At 56.0% G+C, this 15,047-nt stretch carries 12 protein-coding genes and 1 tRNA gene; all 13 read left to right on the top strand.

What is annotated here, in order from left to right:
- Positions 1-31 precede the first annotated feature (31 nt).
- Complete coding sequence (gene tuf / locus BUB62_RS05410; RefSeq protein ID WP_073107122.1) at positions 32-1,222, top strand: elongation factor Tu; 1,191 nt, start codon at positions 32-34, stop codon at positions 1,220-1,222.
- Positions 1,223-1,349: 127 nt separating this feature from the next.
- Positions 1,350-1,420, top strand: a tRNA-Trp gene (locus BUB62_RS05405).
- A gap of 53 nt (positions 1,421-1,473) precedes the next feature.
- Entirely contained in the window at positions 1,474-1,668 is a 195-nt protein-coding gene (gene secE / locus BUB62_RS05400) for a preprotein translocase subunit SecE (RefSeq protein WP_073107351.1), read from the top strand.
- A gap of 12 nt (positions 1,669-1,680) precedes the next feature.
- Positions 1,681-2,241 (top strand): transcription termination/antitermination protein NusG, encoded by a 561-nt coding sequence (nusG, locus tag BUB62_RS05395; protein ID WP_073107120.1) that lies wholly within the window; start codon positions 1,681-1,683, stop codon positions 2,239-2,241.
- Between the two features lie 127 nt (positions 2,242-2,368).
- Positions 2,369-2,812 (top strand): 50S ribosomal protein L11, encoded by a 444-nt coding sequence (rplK, locus tag BUB62_RS05390; protein ID WP_073107117.1) that lies wholly within the window; start codon positions 2,369-2,371, stop codon positions 2,810-2,812.
- An 18-nt stretch (positions 2,813-2,830) separates the two neighbouring features.
- On the top strand, positions 2,831-3,526 hold the full coding sequence (gene rplA, locus BUB62_RS05385; protein ID WP_073107114.1) for a 50S ribosomal protein L1: 696 nt from the start codon (positions 2,831-2,833) through the stop codon (positions 3,524-3,526).
- Between the two features lie 17 nt (positions 3,527-3,543).
- Complete coding sequence (gene rplJ / locus BUB62_RS05380) at positions 3,544-4,098, top strand: 50S ribosomal protein L10 (protein WP_073107113.1); 555 nt, start codon at positions 3,544-3,546, stop codon at positions 4,096-4,098.
- Positions 4,099-4,164: 66 nt separating this feature from the next.
- Positions 4,165-4,545, top strand: coding sequence for a 50S ribosomal protein L7/L12 (rplL, locus tag BUB62_RS05375; protein WP_073107110.1), 381 nt, complete (start codon positions 4,165-4,167; stop codon positions 4,543-4,545).
- Positions 4,546-4,774: 229 nt separating this feature from the next.
- Positions 4,775-8,641, top strand: a complete 3,867-nt coding sequence (rpoB, locus tag BUB62_RS05370; protein WP_073107107.1) for a DNA-directed RNA polymerase subunit beta — start codon at positions 4,775-4,777, stop codon at positions 8,639-8,641.
- 339 nt (positions 8,642-8,980) lie between these two features.
- Positions 8,981-13,336 (top strand): DNA-directed RNA polymerase subunit beta', encoded by a 4,356-nt coding sequence (rpoC, locus tag BUB62_RS05365; RefSeq protein ID WP_073107105.1) that lies wholly within the window; start codon positions 8,981-8,983, stop codon positions 13,334-13,336.
- A 116-nt stretch (positions 13,337-13,452) separates the two neighbouring features.
- Positions 13,453-13,788 (top strand): DUF3467 domain-containing protein, encoded by a 336-nt coding sequence (locus BUB62_RS05360; RefSeq protein ID WP_073107102.1) that lies wholly within the window; start codon positions 13,453-13,455, stop codon positions 13,786-13,788.
- 223 nt (positions 13,789-14,011) lie between these two features.
- Positions 14,012-14,440 carry a 30S ribosomal protein S12 gene (gene rpsL, locus BUB62_RS05355; protein WP_073107099.1) on the top strand — a complete coding sequence of 143 codons (429 nt, stop codon included), beginning with the start codon at positions 14,012-14,014 and terminating at the stop codon, positions 14,438-14,440.
- A gap of 85 nt (positions 14,441-14,525) precedes the next feature.
- Positions 14,526-14,993, top strand: coding sequence for a 30S ribosomal protein S7 (rpsG, locus tag BUB62_RS05350; RefSeq protein ID WP_073107096.1), 468 nt, complete (start codon positions 14,526-14,528; stop codon positions 14,991-14,993).
- The last annotated feature ends 54 nt before the right edge of the window (positions 14,994-15,047 follow it).

The raw sequence follows: 15,047 nt of genomic DNA, 5'->3' as shown, positions 1-15,047 counted from the left end.
CTTCCTTAAAATTCCTCTTAATCTCTTTACAATGGCCAAAGAAAATTTTGATCGTTCCAAGCCGCACGTGAACATCGGTACGATCGGGCACGTCGACCACGGCAAAACCACCCTGACCGCTGCTATCACGATGGTACTGGCGAACAAAGGTTTGGCCGCCAAGCGTGACTTCTCGTCGATTGACAACGCTCCCGAAGAAAAAGAGCGCGGTATCACGATCAACACGTCGCACGTAGAGTATTCTACCGAAAATCGTCACTACGCTCACGTTGACTGCCCCGGTCACGCTGACTATGTGAAGAACATGGTAACGGGTGCTGCCCAGATGGACGGCGCTATCCTCGTGGTAGCTGCTACCGACGGCCCAATGCCCCAGACGCGTGAGCACATCCTGCTGGCTCGCCAAGTAGGTGTTCCTCAGCTCGTAGTGTTCATGAACAAAGTGGACATGGTGGATGACCCCGAACTGCTCGAGCTTGTGGAAATGGAAATCCGCGAACTGCTCTCGTTCTACGACTTCGACGGCGACAACATTCCAGTTATTCAGGGCTCGGCTCTGGGTGGCCTGAACGGCGATGCTGCTTGGGTTCCAAAGATCGAGGAACTGATGGCCGCTGTTGACAGCTTCATTCCAATTCCAGCTCGTCTGACCGACCTGCCCTTCCTGATGCCAGTAGAGGACGTATTCTCTATCACGGGTCGTGGTACGGTAGCTACCGGCCGTATCGAGCGTGGTGTTATCAACTCGGGTGAGCAGGTTGACATCCTCGGTATGGGTGCCGCTGCTGGTCTGAAGTCGACGGTGACGGGTGTGGAAATGTTCCGCAAGATCCTCGACCGTGGCGAAGCTGGTGACAACGTAGGTCTGCTGCTCCGTGGCATTGAAAAAGAAGCCATCCGTCGTGGTATGGTTATCTGCAAGCCCGGTTCCGTAACGCCTCACCAGAAGTTCAAGGCTGAAGTTTACGTTCTCTCGAAAGAGGAAGGTGGTCGTCACACGCCGTTCTTCAACAACTACCGTCCGCAGTTCTACCTGCGTACCACCGATGTTACCGGTATCATCACCCTCCCAGAAGGTGTTGAAATGGTAATGCCCGGCGACAACATCACCATCCAGGTTGAGCTGATCAGCAAGGTGGCAATGGAGAAAGGCCTGCGTTTCGCTATCCGCGAAGGTGGCCGTACGGTAGGTGCCGGTCAGGTAACCGAAATCCTCGACTAGTTTCGTTTAGAAACCGGTAAATCAATACAATCCGCCTCTGATATTTTCAGGGGCGGATTTGTTTTGTATAAAGAGTTCAGTACATTTGCAGTCCCAATCCGGCTTTCATGCTTTGCGGGACGCATACACGGGCGTAGTTCAAGGGTAGAATAGAGGTCTCCAAAACCTTTGATGGGAGTTCGAATCTCTCCGCCCGTGCAGGATAAGCTGTTTCAACAGCTACAATAGGTACAGCCAAACCAGGCGTGAACATGAGCAAGCTGACGAATTATTTCCGCGACACCACCGAGGAGATGCGCTACAAAGTAACGTGGCCTTCTTTCGATGAACTGCAGAAGAGCGCCGGCTTGGTGCTCATTGGCTCGCTGATCTTTGCCATCGTTGTCGGCATCATGGACATCGTGTTCAAAACCGGCCTGGAGGCATTTTACAATTCATTCCGTTAATCGGCTGATCTAATGGGAGAGTTGAAATGGTACGTAGTCCGCTCGGTTAGTGGACAAGAGAAGAAAGCCAAGCAGTACTTGGAAACCGAGATTGGCCGTCATGGCCTTTCTGAGTTGGTGCCCCAAGTGTTGATTCCAGCTGAGAAGGTGTATGAGATGCGCAACGGCAAGAAGCGGGTGCGCGAGCGTAACTTCTTTCCCGGCTACATCCTCATTCACGCCGACCTGTCGCACGGCGAAGTTGACCACATTATTACCAGCACGCCGGGCGTAATTGGTTTCCTAAGCGACAAAGAAGGCAAAACGGCTAACACCAAGCCTGTGCCCCTGCGTATGGCCGAAGTGAACCGCATCCTGGGCATCGTGGACGAGGCCGAGGAAGAAACCGCCAGCTTGGATACCCCCTTCGTGGTGGGTGAGCTGGTGAAAGTAGTGGATGGTGCCTTCAGCGGCTTCTCCGGCAATGTGTCCGAGATATTTGATGAGCGCAAGAAGCTGAACGTGATTGTGAAGATTTTCGGCCGTAGCACTCCCATGGAGCTTAGCTACACGCAGGTCGAGAAAGAATCTTAAGCACATATAGATAGTACGTCGTTGGTTCGTCTGCTCCGGCCAATGGTGGCTTCCACTTTTTAGGAGCAATAGTTAAACTGAGGAGAGTTGGTGTTACGACTATACTCTCCGAAGCCTTTCAATCCCAATGGCCAAAGAAATTAGAGGTTATCTGAAGCTTCAGATAAAGGGAGGCGCTGCGAATCCTTCGCCGCCGGTTGGACCTGCACTTGGTAGCAAAGGCCTTAACATCATGGAGTTCTGCAAGCAGTTCAACGCGCGCACCCAGGATAAGGCCGGCCAAGTATGTCCCGTACTGATTACCATGTACACCGACAAGTCGTTTGACTTCGTCGTGAAAACCCCTCCGGTACCAGTTCTCCTGATGGAAGCTGCCAAAATCCAGAGCGGTTCGAAAGAGCCTAACCGGAACAAGGTTGGCTCCGTGTCGTGGGACCAGGTTCGCACCATTGCCGAAACGAAGATGCCCGACTTGAACTCGTTCAAGATTGAGTCGGCCATGAAACTCGTTGCCGGTACGGCCCGCAGCATGGGTATCACCGTCTCGGGAGCTTCTCCTTTCGCTGCATAATCAAACGGAGAAGAACTCATGACGAAGATTAGCAAAAAACGCAAGGACGCCCTTGCCAAGCACGACCTGACGACAGCTCGCAACTTGGTAGAAGCAGCCAAAGTGGTAAAGGATATTACCTATACCAAATTTGACGCTTCTGTCGACATCGATGTACGTCTGGGCGTAGACCCCCGCAAAGCTGACCAGATGGTACGTGGCGTCGCCACGCTGCCCCACGGCACCGGCAAAACCGTTCGTGTACTGGCTCTCGTGACCCCTGACAAGGAAGCCGAAGCTACTGCCGCCGGCGCCGATTTCGTTGGTCTGGACGACTACATCGCCAAGATCGAAAAAGGCTGGACTGACATCGACGTAATTATCACGATGCCGTCGGTAATGGCCAAAGTAGGTCGCCTGGGCCGCGTGCTCGGTCCCCGTGGTCTGATGCCAAACCCGAAGTCGGGTACGGTAACGACCGACGTGGCCAAGGCGGTGCAGGAAGTGAAAGCTGGTAAAATCGACTTCAAGGTTGACAAGACCGGCATCATTCACTGCAGCGTAGGCAAAGTATCTTTTGATGACCAGAAGCTGGCGGAAAACGCCATCGAAGTAATCCAGACCCTCATCCGTCTGAAGCCTTCGTCCGCTAAGGGTACTTACATCAAGAGCATCACGCTGAGCAGCACGATGAGCCCGGCCGTTCCGGTTGAGACTACGGTAACTTCCGCTTAATTCACAATCAACGAGATATGACAAGGGAAGAAAAACAAATCCTCGTCGACGAGTTGAGCGAAAAGTTTCAATCGCACAACGCGTTCTACATTACCGATGCTTCGGGAATGTCGGTGGCGAAAATCAACGAATTCCGCCGGTTGTGCTTCAACCGTGGCCTGGAGTTCAAAGTGTACAAGAACACGCTGATCCGCAAAGCCCTCGACACGCTGGGCGGTGACACGTCGGAGATGGATGCGGCGCTGAAAAGCCAGTCGGGCGTGCTGTTCTCGAAAGAGGCCGGTAATGCTCCCGGTAAGCTGCTGAAGGATTTTTACAAAGCTCAAGCCTACGGCCGCGGCGTAACTCCGAAGCCAGCGCTGAAAGGTGCTTACATCGACTCCAGCGTTTATATCGGCGCTGACCAGCTTGAAACACTGAGCACACTGAAAGGCAAAAACGAGTTGATCGGTGAAGTTATCGGTCTGCTCCAGTCGCCTGCCAAGAATGTTATCAGCGCTCTGTCGAGCGGTGGCAACAAGCTGGCCGGTATCCTCAAGACGCTTTCCGAAAAAGAAGAGGTTGCTGCTTAATTGCGAGCCGTCTTTTTCCCCCTCAATTAAATTCAACAACCCCCTTTTTTTTAACAATCTACAGAAATGGCAGATTTGAAAGCATTCGCTGAGCAGCTCGTTAACCTGACGGTGAAAGAAGTAAACGAGTTGGCTACCATCCTGAAGGATGAGTATGGCATCGAGCCAGCTGCTGCTGCTCCGGTAATGATGGCTGGTGGTGGCGCTGGCGCTGCTGCTGACGCTCCTGAGGAGAAAACGTCGTTCGACGTGATCCTGAAGTCTGCTGGTGCTAGCAAGCTGGCCGTAGTTAAGTTGGTGAAAGACCTGACCGGTCTGGGCCTGAAAGAAGCCAAAGAACTGGTTGACGGCGCTCCTAAGCCTTTGAAAGAAGGTGTAACCAAGGACGAGGCTGAAGGCCTGAAGAAGCAACTGGAAGAAGCCGGCGCTGAAGTAGAGGTTAAGTAAGCTGCCCCGCGCTTTTTCTCTTACGAACATGGATAGGCCTGGCAACTAAGCCAGGTCTTTTCCTGTTTGTAGCCTACAAACCTAAGAGGATTGCCTTTCCGCGCCGCATTGCGGCTTTTTGTGCCTACGGGTACGCAGAAAGCACCAATTAGTTTAGTGATTACCGTACGCTTCAGTGTCCATTTCTTAACACCCAACCGCATTGGCTACACCGAAAGCAAAGGCTTTGATGCAGAAAGCCATCGAGCGAATCAACTTCGCCAAGATTAAGAAAGTTATCGAGTATCCGGATTTCCTGGACGTGCAGCTGCAATCGTTCCAGGATTTCTTTCAGTTGGAAACGGCCGCCGAAAGCCGCACCGACGAGGGTCTGTTCAAGGTATTTGCCGAGAACTTCCCGATTTCGGACTCGCGCGAAAACTTCGTCCTGACCTTCCTCGACTATCACGTGGATCCGCCGAAGTACTCGGTGGACGAGTGCATCGATCGGGGCCTGACGTACTCCGTGCCGCTGAAGGCCAAGCTGCGCCTGGTCTGCAACGACAAGGACAACGAAGACTTCGAGACGATTGAGCAGGAAGTGTTCTTGGGCAACATCCCGTACATGACCGAAAAGGGCTCGTTCGTCATCAACGGCGCTGAGCGCGTTATTGTATCGCAGCTGCACCGCTCGCCAGGCGTGTTCTTCGCCCAGAGCAAGCACACCAACGGCACCAAGCTGTATTCGGCCCGTATCATCCCGTTCAAGGGCTCGTGGATTGAGTTTGCCACGGACGTGAACAACGTGATGTACGCCTACATCGACCGGAAGAAGAAATTCCCGGTAACCACCCTGCTGCGCGCCATCGGCTACGGCACCGACAAAGATATTCTGGACCTGTTCGGTTTGTCGGAGGAAGTGAAGGCTGATAAGAAGGCTTTGAAGAAAGCCGTCGGCCGCAAGCTGGCCGCTCGGGTGCTGCGCACCTGGACGGAGGACTTCGTGGACGAGGACACCGGTGAGGTAGTTTCCATCGACCGCAACGAAGTGCTGCTGGAGCGGGACTCGACCATTCAGGAAGAGGACATCGACACCATCCTCGAAGCCGCCCCCAAGTCCATTATCCTGCACAAGGAGAATGTGAACATCGCGGACTTCGCCATCATCTATAACACGCTGCAGAAGGACAACTCCAACTCGGAGAAGGAAGCTGTGGAGCAGATCTATCGTCAGCTCCGGAACACGGAGGCTCCCGACGAAGAAACTGCTCGTGACATCATCCAGAAGCTGTTCTTCTCGGATAAGCGCTACGACCTCGGCGACGTGGGCCGCTACCGCATCAACAAGAAGCTCGGCCTCGACAAGAACTGGGAAGCCCGGGTACTGACCAACGAGGACATCGTCCTGATCGTGAAGTACCTGATCGGCCTGATCAACTCGAAAGCCGTGGTCGATGACATTGACCACTTGAGCAACCGTCGGGTGCGCACCGTGGGTGAGCAGCTCTACGCCCAGTTCGGCGTGGGCCTGGCCCGCATGGCGCGGACCATTAAAGAGCGCATGAACGTGCGCGACAACGAGGACTTCAAGCCGGTTGACCTAATCAACGCCCGTACGCTCTCGTCGGTTATCAACTCCTTCTTCGGCACCAACCAGTTGTCGCAGTTCATGGACCAGACCAACCCCCTGGCTGAGGTGACGCACAAGCGTCGCGTATCGGCGCTGGGGCCGGGAGGTCTGAGCCGCGAGCGTGCCGGCTTCGAAGTACGGGACGTTCACTACACCCACTATGGCCGCCTCTGCACCATCGAAACGCCGGAAGGACCCAACATTGGTCTGATTTCGTCGCTGTGCGTGCACGCTCGGGTAAACGGCATGGGCTTCATTGAAACGCCTTATCGCGCCGTGAAAGAGGGTAAGGTGGACGTGAGCCACACCGTGAAATACCTGACGGCTGAGGAAGAAGACACCCACCACATTGCCCAGGCCAACGCCCGCATCGACGACAAGGGTAACTTCATCAATGACCTCGTAAAAGGCCGTTTCGAAGGCGACTTCCCCGTAGTGGCTCCCCAGGAGTACACCTACATGGACGTGGCCCCCAACCAGATTGTATCGGTGGCTGCGTCGCTGATTCCGTTCCTGGAGCACGATGACGCCAACCGGGCTCTGATGGGCTCGAACATGCAGCGTCAGGCAGTGCCGCTGCTCCGTCCAGAAGCCCCGATTGTGGGCACGGGCCTGGAGCGCCGCACGGCCATTGACTCGCGGGCTTTGGTAGTTGCTGAAGGCGATGGTGTGATTGACTATGTAGATGCTAATAAAATCGTAGTGAAATACGATTTGACGGCTGACGATATCATGATCAGCTTCGACGCGGAGAAGATTTCCTATGATCTGATCAAGTTCCGCCGCACCAACCAGGATACCTGCATCAACCTGACGCCGCTGGTGAAGAAAGGCCAGCGCGTAACCAAGGGTGAGCCGCTCTGCGAAGGCTACGGCACCAACAAAGGTGAGCTAGCCCTGGGCCGCAACATGCAGGTGGCATTCATGCCGTGGCAGGGCTACAACTTCGAAGATGCCATCGTCATCTCGGAGCGAGTAGTTCGCGACGATATTTTCACCTCGATTCACATTGAGGAGTTCGAGCTCGAAGTGCGGGAAACCAAGCGCGGCGAGGAAGAGCTTACTTCGGAAATCCCGAACGTGAGCGAAGAAGCTGTGCGCAACCTCGACGACAACGGTATCATCCGTTTGGGCGCTGAGGTGAAGGAAGGCGACATTCTGATCGGTAAGATTACGCCGAAGGGCGAGACTGACCCGACTCCAGAAGAGAAGCTGCTCCGCGCCATCTTCGGCGACAAGGCCGGCGATGTGAAAGATGCCTCCCTCAAGGCGCCGCCGTCCCTGCAAGGGGTGGTTATCGGCACCAAGCTGTTCTCGCGGCCTAAGAAAGACAAAAACCTGCGGGCCAAGTCGAAGAAGGAAGTAGAAGAGTTGAAGGAGGCCTATTCCAAGGATCTGCGCGCCGTGCGCACCATCATGGTTGAGAAGCTGGTGCAGCTGTTGGAAGGCAAAACCTCCCAGGGCGTGAAGCACAAGTTTGGCGACGAGGTCATCAGCAAGGGCGTGAAGTTCGGAAAGAAGAACATCAACGAAGGGCTGTTCCCCGAGAAGAACCTCTATAAGGACGAGAGCAACTACGCCGTTCCGGAAGAGGTGAATATCTTCAAGGACCTGATTCTGGACAACTGGACGGCCGACGAGCGGATCAACGGCATGGTGCTGCAATTGGTGAAAAACTACGCCAAGCGCCGCAACACCATCACGGCCCGCTTCAAGCGCGAGCGGTTCACGCTGGAAGTTGGCGATGAATTGCCAGCCGGCATCGTGCAACTGGCCAAAGTATACATCGCTAAGAAGCGCAAGCTGAAGGTGGGGGATAAAATGGCTGGTCGTCACGGTAACAAAGGCGTGGTAGCCCGCATCGTGCGCGATGAGGACATGCCGTTCCTAGCCGATGGCACGCCGATGGACATCGTGCTGAACCCGCTGGGCGTACCAAGCCGGATGAACATCGGGCAGATTTACGAAACCGTACTGGGCTGGGCTGGCCTCAAGCTGGGCCGCACCTACGCTACCCCGATTTTCGACGGTGCTACCGAAGAGGAAGTATCGAAGGAGCTCACGGAAGCCGGGTTGCCCAAGTTCGGCCGTTCGTACCTGCACGATGGTCTGACCGGTCAGCAGTTCGACCAGCCGATTACGGTGGGTGTTATCTACATGCTGAAGCTGGGTCACCTGGTGGACGACAAGATGCACGCCCGCTCCATCGGGCCGTACTCGCTCATCACGCAGCAGCCGCTGGGTGGTAAGGCGCAGTTCGGTGGTCAGCGCTTCGGTGAAATGGAAGTGTGGGCCCTGGAAGCCTTCGGCGCGTCGAACGTGCTGCAGGAAATCCTGACGGTGAAGTCGGATGATGTGGTAGGTCGGGCCAAGGCCTACGAAGCCATCGTTAAAGGCGACGTACTGCCCAAGCCGAATATCCCCGAGTCGTTCAACGTACTCATCCACGAGCTACGCGGACTGGCCCTGGAAATCACGCTTGACTAAGGTCTGAATACGGAGTTGCCGGTGCTGGTGCATCGGCAGCTCCCGTTTCAGTGCCTTTTGAACATACGCGGATCGGGCAACCGATACATACTGCCGCCGGCGTCGTTCCGAGATAAGGTCAGAACGAGACTACTTCCCGGCTTAAGTTGACCGCAGCCGCCCGGACTTGCCCAAGTTCAGGCGTATCTATCCTGACCTAGCAAAATCTACTGCGCGGCGTACCTATCCGAACCGCAGAGCACTTTTCGCAGAGTCGAACTGTTCCGTTCTTTCCGACCAGCCTTAAGGCCGGCGCATCTAACGGACAGCATACAAAGCCAACAGCTAACAGCTTTCTACATGGCGTTTGCAAAAAACAAAAAACTGGTGCAGGACTTCTCGAAAGTCACTATCTCGCTGGCCTCGCCCGAATCCATCTTGGAGCGGTCGAACGGCGAGGTTGTGAAGCCCGAGACGATCAACTACCGGACGTACAAGCCCGAAATGGGCGGCCTGTTCTGCGAGCGGATTTTCGGTCCGGTGAAGGACTGGGAATGCCACTGCGGCAAATACAAGCGGATTCGCTACAAAGGCATCATCTGCGACCGTTGCGGCGTGGAGGTGACCGAGAAGAAAGTACGCCGTGAGCGGATGGGCCACATCGAGCTGGTGGTGCCCGTTGCCCACATCTGGTACTTCAAGTCCCTGCCCAATAAAATCGGCTACCTGCTGGGCCTGCCCACCAAGAAGCTCGACCAGATTATCTACTACGAGCGGTACGTAGTTGTCCAGCCGGGCGCCCTCGCCGAAGAAGGCGTGCAGCAACTCGACTTCCTGACCGAAGACGAATACCTCGACATCATCGATAAGCTCCCCCGGGAGAACCAGATGCTGCCGAACGAGGACCCCAACAAGTTCATCGCCCGCATGGGTGCCGATGCCTTGTACATGCTGCTGGAGCGCATCAACCTCGATGAGCTTTCCTACAGCCTGCGCGACTCGGCTGCCCACGAAACCTCGCAACAGCGGAAGGCAGAGGCGCTAAAGCGCCTGCGCGTGGTGGAAGCTTTCCGCGACGCCGCCACCCGCGTGGAAAACAAGCCCGAGTGGATGGTCATCCGCATGGTGCCCGTGATTCCGCCGGAGCTGCGCCCCCTCGTTCCGCTCGACGGTGGCCGTTTCGCCACGTCCGACCTGAACGACCTGTACCGCCGCGTGATTATCCGCAACAACCGTCTCAAGCGCCTGATCGAAATCAAGGCGCCGGAAGTGATTCTGCGGAACGAAAAGCGCATGCTGCAGGAAGCCGTGGATTCGCTGTTCGACAACTCGCGCAAGGTGAATGCCGTGCGCGCCGAAGGCAACCGCGCCCTGAAGTCGCTGTCCGATATGCTGAAAGGCAAGCAGGGCCGCTTCCGTCAGAACCTGCTCGGTAAGCGCGTCGACTACTCCGGTCGTTCGGTTATCGTGGTAGGCCCCGAACTGAAGCTGCACGAGTGCGGTTTGCCCAAGAACATGGCGGCCGAGCTGTTCAAGCCGTTCATCATCCGCAAGCTTATTGAGCGCGGTATCGTGAAGACGGTAAAGTCGGCCAAGAAGATTGTGGACCGCAAGGACGCCGTGGTATGGGACATCCTGGAGAACGTGCTGAAAGGCCACCCAGTATTGCTCAACCGGGCTCCAACTCTGCACCGCTTGGGTATCCAGGCGTTCCAGCCGCGCCTCATCGAGGGTAAGGCTATCCAGCTGCACCCGCTGGTTTGTACGGCCTTCAACGCTGACTTTGACGGTGACCAGATGGCTGTGCACGTGCCCCTGGGCCCGGCCGCTATTCTGGAAGCCTCCATGCTGATGCTGGCCTCGCACAACATCCTGAACCCGGCCAACGGCGCGCCCATCGCGGTACCGTCGCAGGACATGGTTCTGGGTCTGTACTACGTGACCAAAGGCAAGCGCAGCACGCCCGAGGAGAAAATCGACGGCGAGGACATGATGTTCTACTCCGACGAGGAGGTGGTTATTGCCATCAACGAAGGAGTTCTGTCGAAGCACGCCTACATCAAGGTGCGCACGATGGTGCGCGATGAGCAGGATGAGTTGGTGCCGAAAATCATCGAAACCGTGGCCGGCCGCGTGCTCTTCAATCAGCTCGTGCCCACCGAAGTCGGTTTCGTGGATGAGCTGCTGACCAAGAAAAAGCTCCAGCAGATCATTTCGATGGTGTTCAAGCGCACGGGTATGGCCCGCACCGCGCAGTTCCTCGACGACATCAAGACGCTGGGCTTCCAGTCGGCTTACAAAGGTGGTCTGAGCATGGGTCTGGGCGACATCCAGATTCCGAAGGAGAAGGATGCCCTGGTACTGCAGGCGCAGAACGACGTGAAAGCGGTAACCCAGAACTACCAGATGGGTCTGATTACCGACAACGAGCGTTACAACCAGGTTATCGACATCTGGACGCGTATCAACAACCAAATCACTGAAACCCTCATGGGTCGCCTCGAAAAGGAGAACCAGGGCTTCAACTCGATTTACATGATGATGCACTCCGGCGCCCGCGGTTCGCGCGAGCAGATTCGTCAGCTCGGCGGTATGCGGGGTCTGATGGCTAAGCCGCAGAAGTCTCTCCAGGGTTCGGTAGGTGAGATTATCGAAAACCCGATCCTGTCCAACTTCAAAGAAGGCCTAGACGTTATCGAGTACTTCATCTCGACCCACGGTGCCCGGAAAGGTCTGGCCGATACGGCTCTGAAAACGGCCGACGCCGGCTACCTGACCCGTCGTCTGGTGGACGTGTCGCAGGACGTAATCGTAAACGAAAACGACTGCGGTACACTACGCGGCATCGAAACCTTCGCCCTGAAGGATAACGAGGACGTGGTAGAGCCCCTGTCGGAGCGAATCCTGGGCCGGGTTACGGTGCACGATATTGTGGACCCGCTGACCGACGAGGTTATCCTGGCTTCGGGCGAGGAAATCAAGGAGGACACCACCCGCCGTATCGACGCTACCAGCATCGAGTCGGTGGAAATTCGCTCGGTACTGACCTGCGAAAGCAAGCGTGGTATCTGCGCCAAGTGCTACGGCCGTAACCTCGCCTCGGGCCGCATGGTCCAGAAGGGGGAAGCCGTGGGCGTTATTGCCGCCCAGTCGATTGGCGAGCCTGGCACCCAGCTCACGCTGCGTACCTTCCACGTGGGTGGTACGGCCTCCAACATTGCGGTGGAAGCCAACATCAAGGCCAAGTTTGCCGGCGTGGTTGAGTTCGAAGACATCCGCACCGTGGATTCCGTCAACGCCGAAGGTGAGAAGACCAAAGTGGTGATGGGTCGCTCGGGCGAAATCCGCATTGTGGAGAAGGGCACCGGTAAGGTGTTCATCTCGAACCACGTTCCTTATGGCTCGTTCCTGCTCGTTGACGAAGGTCAGGAAGTGGAGAAGGGCCAGGAGCTGAACAACTGGGATCCGTACAACGCTGTTATTCTGGCCGAGTTCGATGGTACGGTTGTTTACGATGCCATTACGGAAGGCGTGACCTACCGTGAGGAGTCGGATGAGCAGACGGGTCACCGCGAGAAGGTAATTATCGAATCGCGCGACAAAGCCCAGAACCCGTCCATCATCGTGAAGGCCGGCAAGAAGGATATCGAAGAAGGCCAGCGTGCTTACAGCATTCCGGTGGGTTCGCACATCAATGTCGACAACAACGAGAAGATCAAAGCCGGACACATCCTGGCCAAGATTCCTCGGGCTGTTGGCAAGACGCGCGATATTACCGGTGGTCTGCCCCGCGTTACGGAACTGTTCGAAGCCCGCAACCCGTCGAACCCGGCCGTCGTGTCGGAAATCGATGGCGTGGTGACCTACGGCACCGTGAAGCGTGGTAACCGTGAAATCTTCGTCGAGTCGAAAGATGGCGTCAAGAAGAAGTACATGGTGCCGCTGTCCAAGCACATTCTGGTGCAGGACAACGACTTCATCCGCGCTGGTATGCCGCTCTCGGATGGTGCCATCACGCCTTCGGATATCCTGAGCATTCAGGGTCCGGGTGCCGTGCAGGAGTACCTCGTGAACGAGATTCAGGAAGTGTACCGCTTGCAGGGGGTAAAAATCAACGACAAGCACATCGAGGTGGTAGTTCGCCAGATGATGCAGAAGGTGGTTATCCTCGACGCCGGCGACACCACGTTCCTGGAGCATCAGGTAATCGACAAGATTATCTTCATGGAGGAAAACGATACCATCATCGACATGAAGGTGGTAACGGATGCCGGTGATTCCACGATCCTGAAGCCCGGTCAGATCCTGAGCGCCCGCAAGCTGCGCGACGAGAACAGCAGCCTGAAACGCCGTGACCTCCGCTTGGTGGAAGTGCGCGATGCTCAGCCTTCGGTTTCCCGTCCGACGCTGCAGGGCATCACGCAGGCCTCTTTGGGCACGCAGTCGTTCATCTCGGCGGCTTCGTTCCAGGAGACTACCAAGGTTCTGTCGGAAGCTGCCATCCGTGGCAAGGCCGATGAGCTGTTGGGCCTGAAGGAGAACGTAATCGTCGGGCACCTGATTCCGGCCGGTACCGGTCTGCGCGAGTATACTCGTCAGATTGTCGGCTCGAAAGAGGAACTCGAAGCCCAGCAAGCGGCCAAAGCGGAAGCCCCGGAAACGGGAACGAAACGGGCGTCGCGGGTTGGCAAGCGTGAAACCTCCGTTTCGGAGTAGTCTGCGCTGAAATAAGTAGTAGAAAAGCCGACCGGAGCAATCCGGCCGGCTTTTCTCTTTTTAGTAGCTTTGGTCATTCTGAAAAAGCCCGCCTCTTTCACACCCATGTTTCTGATATGAACCAGCCCCAAGACCCCAACGCCCCGCAGGCGGACCCGAACGCCATCAACATTGAGCTGTCGGAGGAAATTGCCGAGGGCGAGTACGCCAACCTGGCCATGATTGCGCACAGCAGCAGCGAGTTCGTCATCGACTTCATTCGCCTGATGCCCGGCCTGCCCAAGGCCAAGGTGAAGGCTCGCATCGTCGTCACGCCCGAGCACGCCAAGCGCCTGCTCTCGGCCCTGGCCGACAACATCGAGCGGTTCGAGCAAACCTTCGGCCCCATCAAGCAGCAACCCGACTCGCCCAGCTTCCCAATGAACTTCGGCGGCACGATGGGGGAGGCGTAGGCTTCCTGATGTTATAGCATCCTGGAAAAGGCCTTCGACTTCGAGTTGAAGGCCTTTTCGCGTTAAAATGAATAGCAGCAGAGTAGGAGCACTGCCGGTTTACTAGCAGTCAGAGTTTCCTAAAACAAACTATTTCAACCCGTTTGCTATTTCGCCCCGACTTCTATACCTTTGCAAGCCTAATTTTTTGGGAGAGAACCCTCCTTGACAAACCATTCCGTAAATGCCTACCATTAACCAATTAGTACGAAAAGGCCGCGAGAAGCTGACGACCAAGTCGAAGTCGCCCGCCCTTGACTCGTGCCCGCAGCGCCGTGGCGTATGCACCCGTGTGTACACCACCACGCCCAAAAAGCCGAACTCGGCTATGCGCAAAGTGGCCCGTGTGCGTCTCACCAACGGCAAAGAGGTTAACGCCTACATTCCGGGTGAAGGTCACAACCTGCAGGAGCACAGCATCGTGCTGATCCGTGGTGGTCGTGTGAAAGACCTTCCGGGCGTACGTTACCACATCATCCGTGGTGCCCTCGATACAGCCGGTGTAAACGGCCGTACGCAACGTCGCTCGAAGTATGGTGCCAAGCGTCCGAAGCCAGGTCAGCCAGTGGCGACCGGCAAAGGTGGCAAGCCAGCCCCCGGCAAGAAAAAGTAATTGATACGAGTGGAGTCGGGCCCCGCGTTGGATAGAAAATGGTTCTTATCCCGCGGCTCCCGCCATCCGGCTCACATCTGAACCCATGAGAAAGTCAAAACCAAAGAAGCGCATCCTCCTGCCCGACCCCAAGTTCAAGGAGACGCTGGTAACCCGTTTCGTCAATTACATGATGTATGACGGAAAGAAAAACCTTGCCTACGGCATTTTCTACGACGCCTGCGAAATTGTAGAGCAGCGCACGAAGGAAAATGGCCTGGAAATGTGGCGCAAGGCACTGAACAACGTGATGCCGACCGTAGAAGTGAAGAGCCGCCGCGTAGGTGGTGCTACCTTCCAGGTGCCAATCGAAGTTCGCCCCGACCGTCGTATCTCGGTAGGTGCCAAATGGATGATTCAGTACGCCCGTCGTCGTGGTGAGAAAACCATGAAGGACAAGCTGGCCGGCGAAATCATTGCTGCCGCCAAAGGGGAAGGTGCTTCCGTGAAAAAGAAGGACGACACCCACCGTATGGCCGAGGCTAACAAGGCCTTCTCGCACTTCCGCTTCTAACATAGATGAGTGCTTCAGTGAATGCGTAGCCCCGGGGTTTGGTTAAGGCCACAC

This window comes from Hymenobacter daecheongensis DSM 21074, from assembly GCF_900141805.1.
GTDB lineage: Bacteria > Bacteroidota > Bacteroidia > Cytophagales > Hymenobacteraceae > Hymenobacter > Hymenobacter daecheongensis.
The sequence above is the reverse complement of the archived record's forward strand: the minus strand, read 5'-3'. Positions and strand labels throughout refer to the sequence as shown.

Excerpts from the sequence above, each read along its gene's own strand:
- tuf (WP_073107122.1), top strand. The coding sequence starts at position 32 with ATGGCCAAAGAAAATTTTGATCGTTCCAAGCCGCACGTGAACATCGGT.
- secE (WP_073107351.1), top strand. The coding sequence starts at position 1,474 with ATGAGCAAGCTGACGAATTATTTCCGCGACACCACCGAGGAGATGCGC.
- nusG (WP_073107120.1), top strand. The coding sequence starts at position 1,681 with ATGGGAGAGTTGAAATGGTACGTAGTCCGCTCGGTTAGTGGACAAGAG.
- rplK (WP_073107117.1), top strand. The coding sequence starts at position 2,369 with ATGGCCAAAGAAATTAGAGGTTATCTGAAGCTTCAGATAAAGGGAGGC.
- rplA (WP_073107114.1), top strand. The coding sequence starts at position 2,831 with ATGACGAAGATTAGCAAAAAACGCAAGGACGCCCTTGCCAAGCACGAC.
- rplJ (WP_073107113.1), top strand. The coding sequence starts at position 3,544 with ATGACAAGGGAAGAAAAACAAATCCTCGTCGACGAGTTGAGCGAAAAG.
- rplL (WP_073107110.1), top strand. The coding sequence starts at position 4,165 with ATGGCAGATTTGAAAGCATTCGCTGAGCAGCTCGTTAACCTGACGGTG.
- rpoB (WP_073107107.1), top strand. The coding sequence starts at position 4,775 with ATGCAGAAAGCCATCGAGCGAATCAACTTCGCCAAGATTAAGAAAGTT.
- rpoC (WP_073107105.1), top strand. The coding sequence starts at position 8,981 with ATGGCGTTTGCAAAAAACAAAAAACTGGTGCAGGACTTCTCGAAAGTC.
- BUB62_RS05360 (WP_073107102.1), top strand. The coding sequence starts at position 13,453 with ATGAACCAGCCCCAAGACCCCAACGCCCCGCAGGCGGACCCGAACGCC.
- rpsL (WP_073107099.1), top strand. The coding sequence starts at position 14,012 with ATGCCTACCATTAACCAATTAGTACGAAAAGGCCGCGAGAAGCTGACG.
- rpsG (WP_073107096.1), top strand. The coding sequence starts at position 14,526 with ATGAGAAAGTCAAAACCAAAGAAGCGCATCCTCCTGCCCGACCCCAAG.